Annotated in this window: 16 protein-coding genes; 5 read left to right on the top strand and 11 right to left on the bottom strand. The window is 51.4% G+C overall.

Annotated features, from left to right (window positions below; translation table 11 throughout):
• Positions 1–116 precede the first annotated feature (116 nt).
• Both TW77_RS03550 and TW77_RS03545 read left to right on the top strand, forming a co-directional pair.
• Positions 117–1,997, top strand: coding sequence for a monovalent cation:proton antiporter-2 (CPA2) family protein (locus TW77_RS03550; RefSeq protein WP_046003586.1), 1,881 nt, complete (start codon positions 117–119; stop codon positions 1,995–1,997).
• An 84-nt stretch (positions 1,998–2,081) separates the two neighbouring features.
• Positions 2,082–2,330 (top strand): hypothetical protein, encoded by a 249-nt coding sequence (locus TW77_RS03545; protein ID WP_046003699.1) that lies wholly within the window; start codon positions 2,082–2,084, stop codon positions 2,328–2,330.
• Between the two features lie 164 nt (positions 2,331–2,494).
• Here TW77_RS03545 and TW77_RS03540 read toward each other — a convergent pair whose 3' ends face one another.
• The 3 genes from TW77_RS03540 to chrA all read right to left on the bottom strand — a co-directional run bounded on the left by TW77_RS03540 (position 2,495) and on the right by chrA (position 7,476).
• Positions 2,495–5,215 carry a methyl-accepting chemotaxis protein gene (locus TW77_RS03540; protein WP_052713022.1) on the bottom strand — a complete coding sequence of 907 codons (2,721 nt, stop codon included), beginning with the start codon at positions 5,213–5,215 and terminating at the stop codon, positions 2,495–2,497.
• 128 nt (positions 5,216–5,343) lie between these two features.
• Positions 5,344–6,177, bottom strand: a complete 834-nt coding sequence (locus TW77_RS03535; protein ID WP_046003585.1) for a mechanosensitive ion channel family protein — start codon at positions 6,175–6,177, stop codon at positions 5,344–5,346.
• Positions 6,178–6,327: 150 nt separating this feature from the next.
• The gene (gene chrA / locus TW77_RS03530; RefSeq protein ID WP_046003584.1) at positions 6,328–7,476 is read right to left on the bottom strand and encodes a chromate efflux transporter; all 1,149 of its coding nucleotides are present in this window, start codon (positions 7,474–7,476) and stop codon (positions 6,328–6,330) included.
• Positions 7,477–7,582: 106 nt separating this feature from the next.
• On the opposite strand from chrA, the gene TW77_RS03525 reads away from it, so the two are divergent.
• Positions 7,583–8,521, top strand: a complete 939-nt coding sequence (locus TW77_RS03525; protein ID WP_046003583.1) for a LysR family transcriptional regulator — start codon at positions 7,583–7,585, stop codon at positions 8,519–8,521.
• A gap of 71 nt (positions 8,522–8,592) precedes the next feature.
• Here the strand turns inward: TW77_RS03525 and TW77_RS03520 are convergent, their stop codons facing one another.
• Entirely contained in the window at positions 8,593–9,012 is a 420-nt protein-coding gene (locus TW77_RS03520; RefSeq protein ID WP_046003582.1) for a DUF2846 domain-containing protein, read from the bottom strand.
• A gap of 87 nt (positions 9,013–9,099) precedes the next feature.
• A complete protein-coding gene (locus TW77_RS03515; protein WP_052713021.1) occupies positions 9,100–11,550 on the bottom strand; it encodes a family 20 glycosylhydrolase in 2,451 nt (816 codons plus the stop codon).
• Between the two features lie 144 nt (positions 11,551–11,694).
• Here TW77_RS03515 and TW77_RS03510 point away from each other — a divergent pair, with 144 nt between their 5' ends.
• Both TW77_RS03510 and TW77_RS03505 read left to right on the top strand, forming a co-directional pair.
• Positions 11,695–12,081: a hypothetical protein gene (locus tag TW77_RS03510; protein ID WP_046003580.1), complete on the top strand. Its 387-nt coding sequence runs from the start codon at positions 11,695–11,697 to the stop codon at positions 12,079–12,081.
• A 95-nt stretch (positions 12,082–12,176) separates the two neighbouring features.
• Positions 12,177–12,935 carry a substrate-binding periplasmic protein gene (locus TW77_RS03505; RefSeq protein WP_156158593.1) on the top strand — a complete coding sequence of 253 codons (759 nt, stop codon included), beginning with the start codon at positions 12,177–12,179 and terminating at the stop codon, positions 12,933–12,935.
• Positions 12,936–12,967: 32 nt separating this feature from the next.
• Here TW77_RS03505 and TW77_RS03500 read toward each other — a convergent pair whose 3' ends face one another.
• The 6 genes from TW77_RS03500 to TW77_RS03475 all read right to left on the bottom strand — a co-directional run bounded on the left by TW77_RS03500 (position 12,968) and on the right by TW77_RS03475 (position 17,584).
• Positions 12,968–13,372, bottom strand: a complete 405-nt coding sequence (locus tag TW77_RS03500; RefSeq protein ID WP_046003578.1) for an ExbD/TolR family protein — start codon at positions 13,370–13,372, stop codon at positions 12,968–12,970.
• Between the two features lie 408 nt (positions 13,373–13,780).
• Complete coding sequence (ykgO, locus tag TW77_RS03495) at positions 13,781–13,918, bottom strand: type B 50S ribosomal protein L36 (RefSeq protein WP_046003577.1); 138 nt, start codon at positions 13,916–13,918, stop codon at positions 13,781–13,783.
• A gap of 5 nt (positions 13,919–13,923) precedes the next feature.
• Positions 13,924–14,181 carry a type B 50S ribosomal protein L31 gene (locus TW77_RS03490; RefSeq protein WP_010384175.1) on the bottom strand — a complete coding sequence of 86 codons (258 nt, stop codon included), beginning with the start codon at positions 14,179–14,181 and terminating at the stop codon, positions 13,924–13,926.
• A gap of 164 nt (positions 14,182–14,345) precedes the next feature.
• Positions 14,346–15,737, bottom strand: coding sequence for an ATP-dependent RNA helicase DbpA (dbpA, locus tag TW77_RS03485; protein WP_046003576.1), 1,392 nt, complete (start codon positions 15,735–15,737; stop codon positions 14,346–14,348).
• Between the two features lie 117 nt (positions 15,738–15,854).
• The gene (locus TW77_RS03480) at positions 15,855–17,240 is read right to left on the bottom strand and encodes a DEAD/DEAH box helicase (RefSeq protein ID WP_046003575.1); all 1,386 of its coding nucleotides are present in this window, start codon (positions 17,238–17,240) and stop codon (positions 15,855–15,857) included.
• A gap of 113 nt (positions 17,241–17,353) precedes the next feature.
• Positions 17,354–17,584 (bottom strand): helix-turn-helix domain-containing protein, encoded by a 231-nt coding sequence (locus tag TW77_RS03475; RefSeq protein WP_046003574.1) that lies wholly within the window; start codon positions 17,582–17,584, stop codon positions 17,354–17,356.
• Positions 17,585–17,771: the final 187 nt, after the last annotated feature.

Genomic DNA, 17,771 nt, shown 5'->3' with positions numbered 1-17,771 from the left:
TAAAGTTTAGAAGGTCTGTGCGTTAATCTGAGATACCTGAAAATGAAAAAAACTAATCAACAACGAGCGAATGCGATCTCTGAGCAGCTTTGCCTGACTGGGGAGGGGGACATCTCATGACCGGCTATTTTATTCAGGCTTTTATCTATCTGGCCGCTGCCGTCGTGATGGTACCGCTGGCAAAACGGTTAGGGCTGGGTTCGGTACTTGGGTATCTGATCGCCGGGGTTTTAATTGGCCCTGTGGCAGGTATGGTAGGCAAGGAAACCGCGACAATTCAGCATTTTGCAGAGTTCGGCGTCGTAATGATGTTGTTCCTGGTGGGGCTGGAGCTGCACCCTCAGATGCTCTGGAAAATGCGTCACCGGTTGTTAGGGCTTGGCGGGTTACAGGTAGTGGTGAGTGCACTCTTGCTGGCACTTATTGCCTGGCTTTTAGACCAGCCTTTGTCAGTTGCGCTCGCAATCGGCCTGGTGTTCTCCTTGTCGTCTACGGCGATTGTGCTGCAAACATTAAACGAAAAAGGACTGACGAAAACCGAGGGCGGACAAAATGCATTTTCTGTTTTACTGATGCAGGATATTGCGGTTATTCCCATACTGGCCTTTATTCCCATGCTGGCCTTGCCCGAGTTAGTGGAAGCGGCCCGGGATATGCAAACCACCGCGCAGCACCACGAATCTCTGAGCCTGGTTGCCGGTTTGCCAACCTGGGCCTATGCGGGTGCCATTTTTGCCAGTATCGCCGGCGTGGTCGTGGTTGGCCATTATCTGAGCCGTCCCTTGTTCCATTACGTTGCTAACTCCGGACTTAGGGAGATATTCGTTGCAACGGCTTTGTTGCTCGTCATTGGTATCGCGACCTTGATGAGCCTGGTTGGGCTTTCTCCAGCTCTGGGGACTTTTCTGGCCGGGGTGGTGCTGGCTAACAGCGAGTTTCGTCATGAGCTTGAATCCAATATTGAGCCCTTTAAAGGCCTGTTGCTGGGATTGTTTTTTATTACGGTAGGCGCGGGTATCAACTTCACTATACTGTCTGAGCACGTCCTTTTGATCCTGGCTCTGACGCTCACTGTGATGCTGGTTAAGGCCGCTGTGCTGTGGGGACTGGCTATGTTGTTTAAAATTCGCAACAGTGACCGCTGGCTGTTTGCCCTGAGTCTGTCTCAGGCCGGTGAATTTGGTTTTGTGCTGTTAAGTTATGCACTGCAAAATCATGTCATCCCACCCGAAACAGTCAGCTTGCTGCAACTGGTTGTGGCCCTGTCGATGTTTCTGACACCGACCTTGTTTATTCTTTACGACAAAGTGATTTTGCCGCGGTATCAGCACACAAGCAATCAGCAGGCTTTCGATGATATTGATGAACAAGGGCAGGTGATCATTGCGGGTATTGGTCGTTTCGGTCAGATTGTCAATCGTTTGCTGATAGCCAACGGCGTCCATACCGTGGTGATGGACCTGGATGCCACTCAGGTTGAGTCAATGCGCCGAATACAGGTTAAGGCCTACTTTGGTGATGCCACCCGGCCGGAGTTGTTGCACACTGCCGGAATTGAACAAGCGGCGCTGCTGGTTGTCGCCATTGATGACAGGGAAAGCGCGAAGGCACTGGTACACGCTGTTAAGCAGAGCCACCCCGGCGTAAAAGTACTGGCCAGAGCATTCGACAGGGGCCACCATTATGAGCTAAAACACGCTGGTGCCGATGTGATTGTCAGTGAAACCTACCATTCTGCGCTGCACCTGGGTGCCCGGGCACTCACCTGTCTGGGCTTTGCCCCTGAGGTCGCCGAGCAGAAAAAACGTGCCTTTCGCGAAACTGAAAAAGCAGCCTCCGAGCAGCTCTATGATACCTGGCAACATGGTAGTGAAGGTCAGCAATATGATCATGACTATCGTAAGCTGTTTATTCAGACTGAAGAGGCCATCAGAGCAGCCATGCAGGCTGATAAAGCGGGTGAGCAAAGCCAGGATGACGTCACTAAACAAGGCTAAGCGAGTAAGTCGGCTTGTGGTACTGGTGCAGAGGGCGCCAGACCTGATATGCTACGCGCTTTTAGCGACAACCGAGTACACAACATGATTGACGATAAAGAACTGATCAGCACACTGGATGAACTGGAAGCCTTTTTGAGATTGGTAGAGACTGGCGGGCTGGGCCTGAACAACGCTGCGGGTGTGGCACTGGCAACCAATAACAGCAATGGTCGCCCCTTCGTTGCAGTACTGGACGATAATCATCAGCTGATCCTGGGCCGCTGGGTGACTCAGGAAGTGTTCGATAACGGCAAAGATCTGGTCCGTCAGGGGCCGAATAAAGCGCACTAAAACTCGACGTCTGAGCAGGCGCGCAGGGTGGGCCTGTGTGCCCAAAGCTCTGGCGTGATAATGCCTTTGGCTGCAGAGTTTACATCATTCTGAGCCAGGCTTTGGCGCTGTTACCAAGCACTTAACTTAAAGGGATGCACCGCTTTATTGGTGCATATCAGTCACTAAGGTAAATGGCTTTCTTCCAGCTGAAAAAAGGCCACCTGATCGGTCAATACCCGAGCCTGATCCTCCATGGTTTTACCCGACCTGGAGGTGGTCTCGACCAAAGAGACGTTTTGCTGGGTAATACCATCCATCTGCGCTATGGTCGAGCAAACGGCCGCGATACCGGATGCCTGCTCTTTGCTGGCATCGTCAATGTTGGCAACCATTTCGCTAACCTGCGAGATTGACTGGGTCAGTTCGTCGAAGGTGGTGCCAGAATCATAGACCAGCTTGCTGCCTTCTGTGACGGCATCCACACTGTTCTTGATCAAGTCTTTGATCTCTTTAGCCGCACTGGCACTGCGCTGCGCCAGGTTACGCACCTCGCTGGCCACCACCGCAAATCCTCTGCCAGCTTCACCGGCCCTTGCAGCTTCAACGGATGCATTGAGTGCCAGCAGGTTAGTCTGAAAGGCAATTTCATCTATCACCCCCACGATATCGGCGATTTTACGGCTGTAGTCTTCAATGTTGCCAACGGCACTGATGGCATCTTCGATGGTGTGCTTACCACTGAGCGCTTTTTCGCGCACTATGGCTGCGCGCTCAGATGCGGTGGTTGCGCTGATCGCATTGTTTTTAACTGTTGCCGTTAATTGCTCCATGGTGGCGGCCGTTTCTTCCAGGCTGGCGGCCTGGCTTTCCACCCGGCTATTGAGCTCATCATTATTGGTGGCTATCTGCCTGGCTATGTCAAACACCTGTGCCGCGCCGTTATTGATGGTCTGAACCAGCTCGCTGAGCTTATCAAACAGGCCATTCATTGCCTGCGTTAACACAGAGAAATCGGCGCCCAGATCTGCGTTGATACGGTGGGTTAAATCGCCTTGCTCCAGCGCAAAAATGGCCTCCTGAATATGCTGCACGGCTTGTTTCTGGGCCGTTATATCCGTGGCATATTTAACGACTTTGACTGGCCGGCCATGTTGGTCGAGAATGGGGTTATAGGTTGCCTGGATCCACACTTTCTGGCCACTTTTGGCGATGCGCATATATTGCCCCGCATCGAACTGGCCGCGATTCAGCTGCGCCCAGAATTGTTGATATTCGTCGCTTTGTGCCTGCTCTTCGGTGGCAAAGATACGGTGATGCTGGCCTTTGACTTCATCGAGTGTGTAGCCCATGGTGGTCAGAAATAATTCGTTGGCCCACAATATGGTGCCGTCCATGTCAAACTCAATCACCGCCTGAGATTTGTGGATGGCCTGTACCTGGCCTTCCAGATCAGCCGCGATTTCCTTCTGGCGTGTAATGTCCATGGCATATTTGACCACTTTAAGCGGGTTACCTTCATCATCGCGGATCAGGTTGTAGGTTGCACTGATCCAGATCTCTTTGCCTCCTTTGCGAATGCGGCAGAACTCGCCCGCATTAAACCGGCCAGCTCTTAAATTAGCCCAGAACTGCTGATATTCGTCGCTTTGGGCATATTTGGACTCAACGAAGATGCTGTGATGTTGGCCGACAATTTCAGCTTTGCTGTATCCCATGGCAGCAAGAAAGTTGTCGTTGGCATCTAAAATGTTGCCCTCTAAGTCGAATTGGATCACGGCGCCTGAGCGGTTAATGGCGTCGATTTGCCCTTGTGCTTCAAAGGCTTTGAGTTTTTCTGCGCTGATATCCGAGGCGAACTTCATGATCTTACAGAGTCGCCCATGTTCATCAAAAAGCGGAGTATAGTGCGCCTGGATCCACACCGCCTCGCCATGTTTGTTGATGCGTTTAAACTCCCCGGACTGCAACTCGCCACGGCCCAGCGCCTGCCAGAATGCGGCGTACTCATCACTGGCGGCCTCTTCGGCGGTGACAAATAAACGGTGATGCTGACCCTGGATCTCGTCAAGCTGGTAGCCCATCACATCGAGAAAATTCTGGTTTGCGGTCACTATGGTGCCATCGAGGGTAAACTCAATCACAGCCTGAGCCTGCTGTATGCCATTAATCTGACTGTGCAGATTGAGCAAAGTCTGGTGCTGTTTCGACATGTCACAGGCTAATAAAACCACTTTTGCGATACGCTGCTCGGCGTCGCGCACTGGCACTAGCCAGGCATGCAACCAGAATGACATGTGTTCATCGCTTTGCCATTGTAAATCACACTCAACGGCCTGGCCTGCACTGAGCGTGTCCCAGCTGGCTGCACTCAATTGCTCATTGGTGATAAATTGCTGGCACGGGCGGTTAATCACCTGCTCTTTTGCTGTCCCGACTAGGGCTAAAAACGCCTCATTGGCACTGAGCATAGTGCCTTGCAGGTCCAGCTCAAGCTGAGCCTGCGCGTTGGACAGCGCCTGTGTGGTGAGTTTACTATCCAGCAGCGGATGGTACTGGGCAGTCACGTCCTGAAGTATGGCAAAGCATTGCGCATGGTCTGCCGGACAGATCTGCACGGAGACATAATACAGTGTGCCCTCGGTATTGTGCATGGCGCAGATCTGCGCGCCATCTTGCTGGGCGTTTTGCAGTGCTGCATGCAGTATTTGGTAGTCGCGTTTGTTATTGCACAGCGACGCCAGTGTTTTTGGTGCTGCGCTGTGAGAAAAAGCCAGCATGCTTAAAAAGGCCTGGCTGGTGGCGGTGATATCACCTTGCCTGTCTAACTTCAGCCAGGGTAAGGTCTGCGGTAGGGTAACTTGTGATTCAGTTTTTTTTGTGCCGGAAAAGCCGAAGAGCGCCATATCACATCCTGGTCAGTTGTCATTTAACACTAAAACTATAGACAAGGAATAACCGCCCCCCAAAGATTGCAGCGCAGAAAGTGTTACTAAGGGGCCGCTAAAGGGCAAGCGGCCCCGAAATATCGGTATCAGGTGTCGCTTTCGTTAACCAAAATGACCTTACGGTGGGGGAAGGGGATCTCTATATTGGCGTCATCCAGGGCCTTTTTCACCTGCTCAGGCACCGAATACAGTATGTCAAAATAATGTGCGCCATCGCAAAATGGCCTGACCAGAAAGTCCACAGAGCTATTATTCAGCGACTCTACTTCAACAAAAGGCGCAGGCTCGGACAAAATATGGGGATGAGCCTGCAACACAGAGAGGATCACGGCCTTAGCATCATCAATGCTTTCGTCGTAGGCAATGCCAAAGCGCATATCAACGCCGCGAACCGCATGGTGAGAGTGATTCACTATTTTGCTGCCCCAGATGTGACTGTTGGGGATCACAATTTGCTGGTTATCAAAGGTCTGCAATATCGTGGTAAACATGTCGATTTCAGTCACTTTGCCAAACTGATCTGCGGTGTCGATAAAGTCATTGACTTTGTAAGGCCTGAAAATCAATAACATGACGCCAGCTGCGAGGTTAGACAAGGTGCCCTGTAAGGCCAGCCCCACCGCCAGTCCGGCAGCGCCGAGCAGGGCGATGATTGAGGCGGTTTGCACGCCAAAGCGGTTGAGTACCGCGATACCGACAAAAGCCAGCACGGTATATTTGGCAACACTGCCAAAAAACTTAAACAAGGTATCATCCAGTTTGTCGTAGCGGTTCGCCACAGAAACAACGGCCTTGTAGGCTTTGCCTGCCAGCCAGACCCCAATGAGCAGAATTAACAGAGCCAGCACCAGATTGGTAGCCCAGTCAACGGCAACAGGTAAATATTGATTTATATCGATTTCTTCCAGAAAGCTGTCCATACACCGACCTCGGTTAAAGGTTAAAAGAGTTGCAGAGCGTGTGCAGTGATGCGCTTAAAAGTTAGTTGCACAGAGGAGATAGTTCAACCTCAATGCAAGCTAAACAGGAAGTTGGTGCAGGTGGCACTGAGGCCACCTGGCTGTTGAGTGTCAGATAAGTCCCATAATCACACCGGCCAGCATAAAGGTGGCGACCAGCCAGACGATGTGTAGCTTAAGGTGCTTAAGCAGGTAAAAACCGACCAGCACCAGTGCAATATCCTGCGCACTGGTGGCTGCGCTGGTAAATACCGGCTGATACAGAGCGGCAACCAGCAGACCAACCACGGCGGCATTGACACCGCTCAGGGCACCCGCCACAGCAGGGCGGCTGGCGAGCAGTTGCCAGTTTTTTAGCACCCCCAGCAGCAGTAAGAAACCGGGTAAAAATACAGCCAGGGTTGCAATCAAGGCGCCAGCGATGGGGTTTGCCGGCATCAATGCATAGCCCAGATAAGTGGCAAACGTAAACATCGGGCCGGGTACAGCCTGAGCGGCGGCGTAACCGGTCAAAAAGGTATCCTGAGTGAGGCTGTCACCGACAATATTTTGCAGCAGCGGCAGCACCACATGACCGCCACCGAATACTAAGCTGCCAGCCTGATAAAAATCATTAAACAGGGCGGTGGAAGGGTTCAGGTGGGCAACAAATGGCAGGGCTATAAATAACCCAACAAAGATCAGTAAAGGCAGCCAGCTTGCTTTAAACGCTGTGCTGTCTGCGTTCGGCTGCGCTTGTCCCTTTAGATAAAGTACGCCAATCAGCGCCGCCAACAACAGCACCGCCATTTGGGTGGCAATGCCAGGCAACAGCAGCAAGGCGATAGCCGTTCCCAGGCACAGGCTGACGGTAAGGCGGCTTTGGCAAAAGTTTTTGTACATCCCCCAGGCGGCATCGGCGACAACTACAATGGCCAGTAATTTCAGCCCATGCACCAGGTTTTGAAAGACACTGGTGTCGGTTACCTGACTGGCCATCAGGGCAAGGGCCACCATGATAATGACTGAGGGTAAGGTAAAGCCGACAAAGGCTGCACAGGCGCCGCCCAGCCCTCCACGCTTATAGCCGAGTGCAAAACCAACCTGGCTCGACCCGGGGCCGGGTAAAAACTGGCTCAGCGCCACCAGTTGGGCATAGTCTGCATCATCCAGCCACTTGCGCTTTTCCACAAAGGTTTGCCGAAAATAGCCGATGTGCGCAGCCGGGCCGCCAAAGCTAATCCAGCCCAGCAAAAAGAAGGTTTTAAAAATAGCAAACATAGTATCGATGCTCTGTTATCACGACTGCCGCTAGGGTAAAAAATGACGTAGAATGATTCAAATTAATAGTTTTGATTGTAACTATGAATAATATAGGATTCACGTAATGCGCTTTGATGATGTACCGTGGCGGCAGATAGATTTAAACTTACTGGTGGCCTTTGCCTATTTGTATCGTTGTCGCAGTGTCAGTGTGGCGGCCGAGCAGGCGTGTGTCAGTCAGTCAGCAATGAGCCATTCGCTGGCGCGACTTCGCCGGTTACTGGACGATGTGCTGTTTGAGCGCAAGGGGCACATCATGGAACCCACCGATTACGCAAACCAGGTCGCGCCTGTGATAGAGCAGCTGCTGGATATGGTGTCGGACAACTTACTGCACACGCCACAATTTGTCCCTGCCCAGTACCAGGGAGTGTGTCGCATTGGCCTGACAGATTATGCCGAGCTGAACTTCGCTCCTTTGATTTACGACCGTATTCGCGCCGAGGCACCCCATGCCCAGGTCAGCTTTGTGAATGTCAATCGCAGCAACTATATAGCGCTGAGTGAGCAGGAAAAGCTGGATCTGGTGATTGGCAGTATCACAGAGCCGGGAGACGCCTTTGAGCGCCAGGTGCTGTATACCGAGCGCCATGTTTGCCTGGCCGATCCGGGCGTATTTGCCGCAGAGATCCCCCTGAGTCTGGCCACCTTCGCTCAGATCGAGCATGCGCTGGTGAGCCCGGACGGTCGACTCAAGACTCAGGTGGATCAGTTACTTGCCAGCACCGGGCTGACGCGTCGGGTCACGGTTGCAAGTCGTAACTTCCTGACGATACAGCGCCTGCTCATCGGGCGCCGTCTGGTGGCCATAGTGCCGTTAAAAATGGCCCAGCTGGCATGCGAGGAGGCTGGTCTGACATACTTTGCACCACCGCTGCCGGTGCCGGATTTTGATATTGCCATGCTGTGGCTGAGTAAGCGCAGCATGGATGACAAAAATAGCTGGCTCAGAACCCTGGTGCAGGGCGCGATGTCTGAGCCTGTGCAAGTGGCTGAGTGCTAGCCGATTTAGCGTAAAGTGTTTGTCAGCTCTGCTTGTAAGAGTGCATCACAGCGCTTAGATAACTATCTTGCTTACAGAGAAAGATTGAGAGTGGGCAGAATACGCATCGCATATGTGCTGTCCACCTCTTCTACAAAAGCTGTATAACTGCTATAGCCTGGGAGCGGTTCATAGCCGTATTCAAAGAAATAGGTTTTGCCTGCTTCAGCTTCAAACAATAACCTGAAATCTCCTCCTCCTATATATGCCTCACCAGGTCGCGCATCAACGACCAGGTAGCCATTGTCTTTAAGACAGCCAATAGGTGTATTGTTATATTTAAGGCTAGGGCAGTATGCTTTGCCGGCAAATGCGCTACGGCGAAGTAAATACACTTTTGACATGCCGGGTTTTGGCGACTCAATTTGTGTAAACACAGGTCCGCTTGCTGTACAGCCAGACAAGAAAAACAGCGAACTGAAAAACAATAAGATAGTAAGTTTTAATTTCATGTATCAAGGCCTAAGTGCTTGTTAATGAGCACAATGCTAACACACTTTTGTTCGCTTTATTTGATAGTACGTTTCGTTATCCGACGTTTAAACTGGGTCTCGGCACAGAGCTAATAATCGTTCAGCAAATAGCCCTGAGGCGACAACAAGCTCATTAGACTGTGTTTGCAGGTGCCAAAGAGAGCTTGAAAGTTTTTCGCTTTCTGCTTGTTTGAAGGGGTTGTTGTCCAGGCAGCGTGTAACAATTGATAGGCTGAGCGTATTGATTTCACGGGCCACAATCATACTTGGCATTAGCGTTTGCACATGTGTCGTATTCGCGAGGATCTTTTCGAGTTGCGGATAGTCCGCCTGCCAGACACTAAGGGCTCTATGAATGGCTCGTAATGCCTCAATTTGCCCTTGCTCAAACTGTTTGAGCAGTAGGTGCAGGGAAATCAGAGCCGGGCTTTCTACCGGCAGAAAGTCGACCAGCTGAGTCAGTGGTGCATTTTGATGATACAAGCCTTGCTGATATTTTATATGATGGCGCGTGTAATAGCTGGCAGGCTCTAGTTGCTCCGCAAAGCGCGTCAGCAATGCCAGGTTGTCCGGACTGTTGTGCTTTGCCAGCACGGTACTGAGCCCGTGTCTGAACTGCTTTTTATGATGCAGGCTAATGGCATCGGCAAAGTCTGAGACAGGTAACAGCCTGTGGTACATGTGCTCTGCGTCTGTCCGAGTACGCTCAGACCAAAGTCGCTCTGCGATGGCAAACAAACGTGGCCAGCTGCGCACATCCAGGTTTTGTTCAGTCACCAACTCACTCCAGAGGGTCGCTTCGCCACCGAGAATATTGCGCTGCGCCTGTGCACCCATCGCGCTCAGGAATGGCATATTGGTCAAGTCAGCATGAGTAAAATGGGGATCCAAACTTCCCGTTACCGGATAAACGGCGTTACCGATAAGGATCCGGCCCGACAACCCTGACTCAGAATTCAGTGTGAGCTGTGCCCGGGTCGGACCCATCCAGCTGTCGATGGTGGCGTTGAGCCGCGACATACCGGCATCATAGGGTATTAAGTGGCTATCGAGTTGCGCCTGCTTAAATGGCTGGTCGTTGAGTTGGATATAGGCCTGGCGCAGCGTATTTTGCTCAGACACCAGCACCAGTTTGCCTGTCACTGCACTGCCTTTGAGCCGGGGCATAGTGAAGTCCCAGGCCTGAATGCGCTCACTCTCTTCAAGTGGATGCGCGCGCTGCAAACCGGTATCAAATGGTTCATTGCGATAATGGAAGTCAGTCGGCTGTGGCTGGTCGATGTAAAAACCGGCTGACAACAGCGCGGGATAGCCTTGGGCGGCGATCTGGCTCAGACTGGCCTTGCCGCGCCACGACTGGATCATCACATCTTTGTCCAGTGCAGGGTGGAAAATCTCATCCCAGCCCATCATTTTTTTGTTGTGACGGCGCAAGATAGCCTGCACCTTAGCGTTGAAATGTGCTTGTAAGTCGGCGCTTGTGGCGAGCTGGTGTTTGCCCATATAGGCCTGCACCCGTTTACTTTCCTGCCAGTGTTTTGGGTGGACTTCGTCTCCGCCTATGTGCAAGTAAGGGTCCGGAAAAAGTGTGGCAAGCTCAGCAACCATGGCGTCTATAAAGTCATATACTTGGGGTTTGCTTGGGTCGAGCAGCGGTTCAAACACCCCCCAGCCATCTTCCATCTGATAGGGCTTAACCTGAGTCATTAACTCCGGATAGGCAACCGCAATGGCAGAGGCATGCCCGGGCACATCAAACTCCGGCACCACCCGGATCCCCAGAAGACTCGCGTACTGAACCACGTCTTTGATCTCTGCCTGCGTATAGTACTGACCGTCTGAGGCGAGCTTATGTAGTTTTGGATACGCTTTTGAGGCAAAACGCCAGCCCTGATCGTCTGTCAGGTGCCAGTGAAACACATTCAGCTTGGCCGCAGCCATGCCGCGCAGCTGGCGTTTAATCGCTGCGACGGAAATAAAATGACGGACGCTGTCGAGCAGCAGTCCACGCCAGGGAAAGCGGGGGCTATCTTCTATCTGCAACAGCGCCAGTTCGAGGCTGTCACGGGCGAAATATAATAACTGGCTGAGCGTTGCCAGCGCATGGAGTGCACCAAAATCAGCAGGCGCGCTAATGACTATGCCTGTTTTGCTGATACTCAGCTGATACTGTTCATTCTGGTTAAGCTGTGGGAGACGATGAGCGGGGGCCTGTAAGTCCCCGACGGTTACGACGATAGGCAAAGCCGCTTCAGTGGTGACAGGCGATACCTGATACCCGAAATCGGCGAATTGTTGCTGATAGTAGGCTTTAATAAACGCGCTGCGCTGTGGCGACAAGCCGTTGAGCGAGAGTGTCAGCGGCTTGTTTAATGCCAGCGTTTGCGCCGACTGCACCAAGGAGGTGGGCATAGGCATCAAAATGGGCGTCTGGTCAAAGGGTTGCGCCTGGCCAGCAGGGACCAGCAGTAAGCTTATAAATACGCCACACAGCAAAGTCTTGAATCGAGCCATCATAGTGATCATTTCCCTGAAATACAGAACAACAAAAGTTCTATAAAATCGTGTTTATGGGAACAGTGCAAATGAGAGATTCTCAACTGTTTTTCCATCCCAGATATGTAAGACTCGTAACAACATGACGCTATTAAAGGAATTTATATGAAACCTCTGATCTTAACTGCCCTGGTGAGTGGCACGGCATTGGCAAACCCGTTACTGGGCAGCTGGGAGTTTGTTGAAGGACAGTACGCCACAGCAGAGGGCATAGTATCTGCCAAAGCACCGCAATTAACCTCGGTGAAATTGATCACCCCGACACACCATAGCTATATCACCCAGAGTCAGGGTAAGTTTAAATATGCGGGGGGTGGCACTTATGTGTTAAAGGGCGATCAGTTTATCGAAACCTATGAGTACGGCAACGTCACATCATTACTGGGCAGAACCATGGCCTTTAGCTACAAAGTAGAAGGTGATTTATGGCACCATGAGCTGTACGAAAATGGCCAGTTTGTCGAACGAGAGATTTGGAAGAAAGTCCGTTAATTTTACATCAGGGTTAGTATAGACTGTTTTGTAATTTGCAATAATGGGGTGAACCCCTAAACTAACAGTTGGGCGCATGTGGTACCGGGGGCGTTGTGAAACTGTGTTTACTCTTGTGTATGGTGTTGTGGCTCGCCACCATACGGCCTGCCAGTGGCGCAACCATTCAGGTCGTGACTGAGTATCTGTATCCCTACCAAATCAAAAATGACGATGGCTCATTGGGCGGCTTTATGACAGAGGTCGTCTATGCCCTGTGCCAGCAGGTGGGCGACACGCCCGAAATTAGGGTGATGCCCTGGGCACGGGCTTATCAGACCGCTGTGACGACCGAAAACGTGCTCATCTACTCTATCGTGCATACTCAGGCGCGAAGCCCACTTTTTCATTGGATAGGCGAAGTGCAAACCGAGCCCATCTTCTTATGGGGCCTGAAACGGCGTTTTCCCGTGCAATCAGATTCTCTGATGCTGCTCAAACAGCATAGGGTAGCCGTGTTGAGGGGCTCCAACGTGGCCCATTATCTGGCAAAGCAACAGTTTTCCGATCTGAAGCCGCTCAGTTATGAAGAGCAGTTACTACAAATGCTGGAAAAAGATCGTCTGGATCTGGTGGTTGGCACTGAAGAAACCATTTGGCAGCGCGCCAATAAGGCGGGTGTGGATTTTAATGCGCTGAGTAAGGTTGCCGAGCTCAAGGAGCTCAACACCAATCTCAGTATTGCCTTTAACATCCAGTCTGATCCAAACCTGGTAGAGCGCTATCGAGCGGCGTTTTCAGAGATAAGCGCTAACGGCCAGCTGACAGCAATACAGCAAAAGTGGTTCAACTATGTTCAGGTCGTAAAACAGTGATCTTGACCCGGCAGGCTGCCGGGTCACGGGTATTACTTCAGTGTTTCACCTAAAGAAACCGGGGCGCTGGTCTGGGCTTTAATTGCATCGAGTACGCTTACCAGCGTGGCATGCTGGCTGTTTGGGTGAGCACGCAGACTAATACTGGTGATCTCTCCCTGTGCACCCAGGCGGGCGACGTTAATACTCACACTGTCGAGATCGATTTGCCGATTGTTCAGGTAGACCTGATTTTTGGCATCGATTGAAAATACCGGTGTCAGGATAGGCACAAGCGAAGTCACAGCTTGCTCGGTTCGATTGAGCGGCAGCGCGGTTTCTCGCATAAAGCTGGCCGTGACAATAAAAAATATCAGCAAAATAAATACAATATCCAGCATAGGGTTCATATCGACTGTGACGTCAGAAGGTATACGTTGATGTGCAGTTTTTATCATAATGATAGGTCCTTTTTTATTGTTTCTCTTAGAGCCTAGACCGCAGTTGTTAGTTTAGATTTAATGTCCCGTTAATGTTTACAAACTTTTACTTTGAGCGTGCAAAGTCGGGTGTCAGCGTTGCAGCTTAGGTGCTGTCGGATGGTGCGCCCTGACGCTGCACATTGCGCTCATGAATTACCGACATCATTGATTTTAAAGCCCTGATAGAACAAAGCAGCCAGGATAACGAGCAAGTCAGACTGGGTGATGCCAGGCTCAATCAGTTTACGCTGGTGGATAACATTGGCGAGCAGTTATGGCGTAATGCCAGGCAGCTATAACGTGTGACAATCTGCTCTGCTGTGTGAAAAGAAATACATTCTAAATAGCCGGTTGAATAACAACCGGCGGCACTATTTATATCGCTTAGCGCTTTTTCTTCTTACCCTGAACCGCTTTAAAGCGTGGGTTATCTTTGCAGATCACATATACCCGGCCACGGCGTTTAACCACCTGGCAACCCGGGCGAGATTTGGCACTTTTCAGTGAGCTGAGTACTTTCATGGCGATTATCCTTTTTTACCGGCCAGATTTTTAAAGCGGCGGTTAAACTGTGCCACCCGACCATCACTGGCAACCAGTTTTTGCTTACCGGTATAAAAAGGGTGAGACTCGCTCGATACATCGATTGGTACGTATGGATAAGTCACGCCGTCCACCTCTACCGTACGGTCAGTTTTGATGGTGGAGCCCACAATAAAATACTTGTCTACTGAGGTGTCGTGAAAGGCAACTAAGTGGTAATCAGGATGGATATCTGGCTTCATTTTCTTCTCCAATTCATTGAATGCATGTGTTATATCATAACAAAACTGTAATGAAAATAGTAAATGAAAATAATTCGCAATAGTGTCTTTGTAGTTGGGGCAGGATTAGGCGCCTTGCAGCAGTGCCGGATCGGCGCTGCTGCAACCTCTAAGGATGTTGCGTGTTAGCGGGTCAGCTTACGGGCGCGGAAATTACGACCTTTCATTTTTCCTTCGCCGATCACTTTCACCGCCTGATTGGCGTATTTGCGCTCTACCGCCACATAGGAAGACATGGCGGTGACTTTAATCTTGCCAATCTGATCGCCGCGCAAGGCTTGATTGGCCGTAAGCGCACCCAAAATGTCGCCAGGACGCAGCTTGGCCTTTTTACCACCGTCAATTTGTATTGTGACCATAGGCGCACGATGCACCTGGTTTGAGAGTACCTGTTCGCCAGGCGGCGGCGTCGGCTCGATACGCAGGTTTAGGTAGTCTTCGAGCATATTCACTTTGTGAGATTCTTTATAGCTCATCAGTGAGCAGGCAACGCCGGTATTACCTGCCCGACCGGTGCGACCGATACGATGGACGTGCACTTCCGGGTCGTGGGCAATGTGGTAGTTGATCACCATATCAACATGGTCGACGTCTATCCCACGTGCTGCCACATCCGTTGCAACCAGCACAGTTAAACTGCGATTGGCAAAACGTACCAGGGTTTTATCGCGGTCTTTTTGGTCCAGATCGCCATGCAGTGCCGCACAGTCAAAGCCATGGTCTTGCAGCATGTCGCTAACATCCTGACATTGTGCTTTGGTATTACAAAATACCACGGCGGCATCGGGTTGATGCTGGCGCAGTAATTTGTGCAGAGTGGCGTCTCGCTCGTCATTGTCGGCCACCTCAAAAAAGTGTTGCTCTATGGTGCTGTGATCATGCTGAGCCACCACTTCAATTTTGACCGGATCGCGCATTATATGGCCGACCAGCTGCTCGATTTTGGCCGGGTAGGTGGCGCTAAACAGCAGGTTTTGTCGCTGCTCAGGGCAGTGCGACACGATGCACTCCAGCGCTTCTTCAAAGCCCATTTCCAGCATCCGATCGGCTTCATCCAGTACAAAGGTATTGACCTCGTCTAAACACAGACGACCTTTACGCAAATGTTCTTCAATGCGTCCGGGTGTACCCACAACGATATGAGCACCATGCTCCAGCGAGCCAATTTGGGGGCCCATCGGAGCGCCGCCGCACAAGGTCAACACTTTGATGTTATGAATGGCCCGAGCCAGCTTGCGGATCTCAACAGCCACCTGATCCGCAAGCTCCCGGGTGGGGCAAACAACCAGCGCCTGAACGCGAAAGCGCTTCACCCTCAGGTTGTGGAGCAGGCCAAGCGCAAATGCGGCGGTTTTGCCTGAGCCGGTTTTTCCCTGTCCGATAACGTCTTTACCGGCCAAAATCTCGGGCAGTGTCTGTGCCTGAATATCGGTCATGGTGTGATAACCAAGAGATGTCAGATTCTCTTGTAATGACGAAGACAAATTAATGCTGGAAAAAGGCGTGGAGGTGCTCATAGCTGGTTTCTTTTTGATTTAAAGGCTAAGTATAACATGCTAACCGGGCAGGCTCTTTGGTGGAGAGCCCTGCCTGTTGATGTAGCATGTCTTGATTTGAACTGGACAGCAGGTGCTCTATGACTGCTGTGAGTTCGTTTTGTGCTTATTCTGCGTTGCTGGTTTTGACTGGCCATTAGCCGGACGTCTTCTGCGGCGCTTTGGCGCGCCTTGTTTGTCATTGCCTGATTGCAGTTTTTGGCCATTTTTTGGCTTGTTTGCCGGTTTGTTTTGTGCCGTCTGCTCAGTGGCCGACGTTTTCGGTTTCTTAGGCTTTTTGGGTTTTTTTGGTTTACTGGGGCGTGTATCCAGCTTAGATTCCGGCATCGGGTTTTGCGGCTCAAAGCCAGGCTCAACCACGCGCGGGATCACTTGCTGAATAAGCCGCTCAATGCCAAATAAGTCACCGGTAACGTCTTCGCTGACAAAAGAAACCGCTTCGCCGGTTGCGCCGGCACGGCCTGTGCGACCAATTCGGTGTACATAGTCTTCATAGACATTAGGTAAGTCAAAGTTAACAACATGGGGGAGCTCCTGGATATCCAGGCCGCGCGCGACGATGTCGGTGGCGACTAGCACCCGTAATTCGCCGCTCTTAAACCCGGCAAGTGCCTTCATACGTGCGCTCTGGCTTTTATTGCCATGAATGGCCGCGGCATTGATCTTAGCCTTTTCCAGGTCTCGGACCAGTCGGTTAGCGCCATGTTTGGTACGGGTAAAGACCAGCACCTGTTGCCAGCCATGGCTTGTCAGCAGGTGTTTGAGCAAGGCGGTGCGACGACTTTTATCGACCGGATACACCCATTGGGTGACGCTTTTGGCGGTGCTGTTCGCCGGAGCCACCGATATTTCGACAGGATCCTGGATAAGTCCTTTCGCCAGTGCGCGAATATCATCAGAGAAGGTAGCCGAAAACAGCAGGTTCTGACGGCGCTGAGGCAGCAGTTTGATCAGACGTTTAATGTCGTGGATAAACCCCATGTCCAGCATTCGGTCTGCTTCATCGAGTACAAAAATGTCCAGCTGGTCAAATTTCACCGCATTTTGCTGGTACAAATCGAGCAGTCGGCCAGGTGTGGCAACCAGGACATCGGCACCTTTGCGCAGTTTCATCATTTGCGGGTTGATCTTCACGCCGCCATACACAACCTGGCAGGATAAAGTCAGGTGTTTACTATACAGCTCAACACTTTGCCAGACCTGATCGGCCAGCTCGCGCGTGGGTGTCAGGATCAAAGCCCTGACTTGATTGGCCTGAACTTTTGGCTTGTTGCTCAACAGCTCCAGCATTGGCAGGGTAAAGCCTGCGGTTTTCCCTGTGCCCGTTTGGGCTGCTGCCATAATATCTCGCCCCTGCAGGATGGCTGGAATGGCTTGCTCCTGAATGGGGGTTGGCGTTGAGTAGCCCTGATCGGCTACGGCTTGATTAATTTCGGGAGATAAGCCGAGACTGCTGAAGCTCATGATTGTGTACTCTGAAGAATGCGGGCCGGAAGAGTACAAGATTTGCCCCAATATAGCAATTTTTGTCAGTGCCTGAAGTGGGTTGAGTGATGGAGGGTCGCAGCTGAACGCGGCTAACCGGATTGTTCGCTGAGCAGCTCGGCAACGGGGATCTGATAAAAGCGTGCCAGATCGCCTGCGGTGCGATAGTAGACACGGTTGCCGCATTCGGCGCGTTTAAGCGTGGCAATTGATACGCACAAAGCCTGATCCTGGCATGCGCAAGCTAGTTTTTCCTGACTTAGGCCCAGGCTTTTTCTAAGTTCCTTGAGCCGATGACAATTGAGTTTGACTCTGCCGTCCATTGACGTGCTCCTGACTGACTTTGAGAGCAAAGGCTAGCAGTCATTGGCGTCTTTTGCCAAATGATGACAGTGACTTTAAGTGTTCATTTTTTGCTACACACTGTCAGTATTTTTTCACCCTAATGTCTTAGATTTGGGGGCAGCGAAACTGATACCAAACTGATACTGAACTGATACCAACAAGCGG

It is taken from the genome of Pseudoalteromonas rubra (assembly GCF_000967655.1).
Classification (GTDB): Bacteria; Pseudomonadota; Gammaproteobacteria; order Enterobacterales; family Alteromonadaceae; genus Pseudoalteromonas; species Pseudoalteromonas rubra_A.
This window is presented reverse-complemented; position numbering and strand designations above follow the sequence as displayed.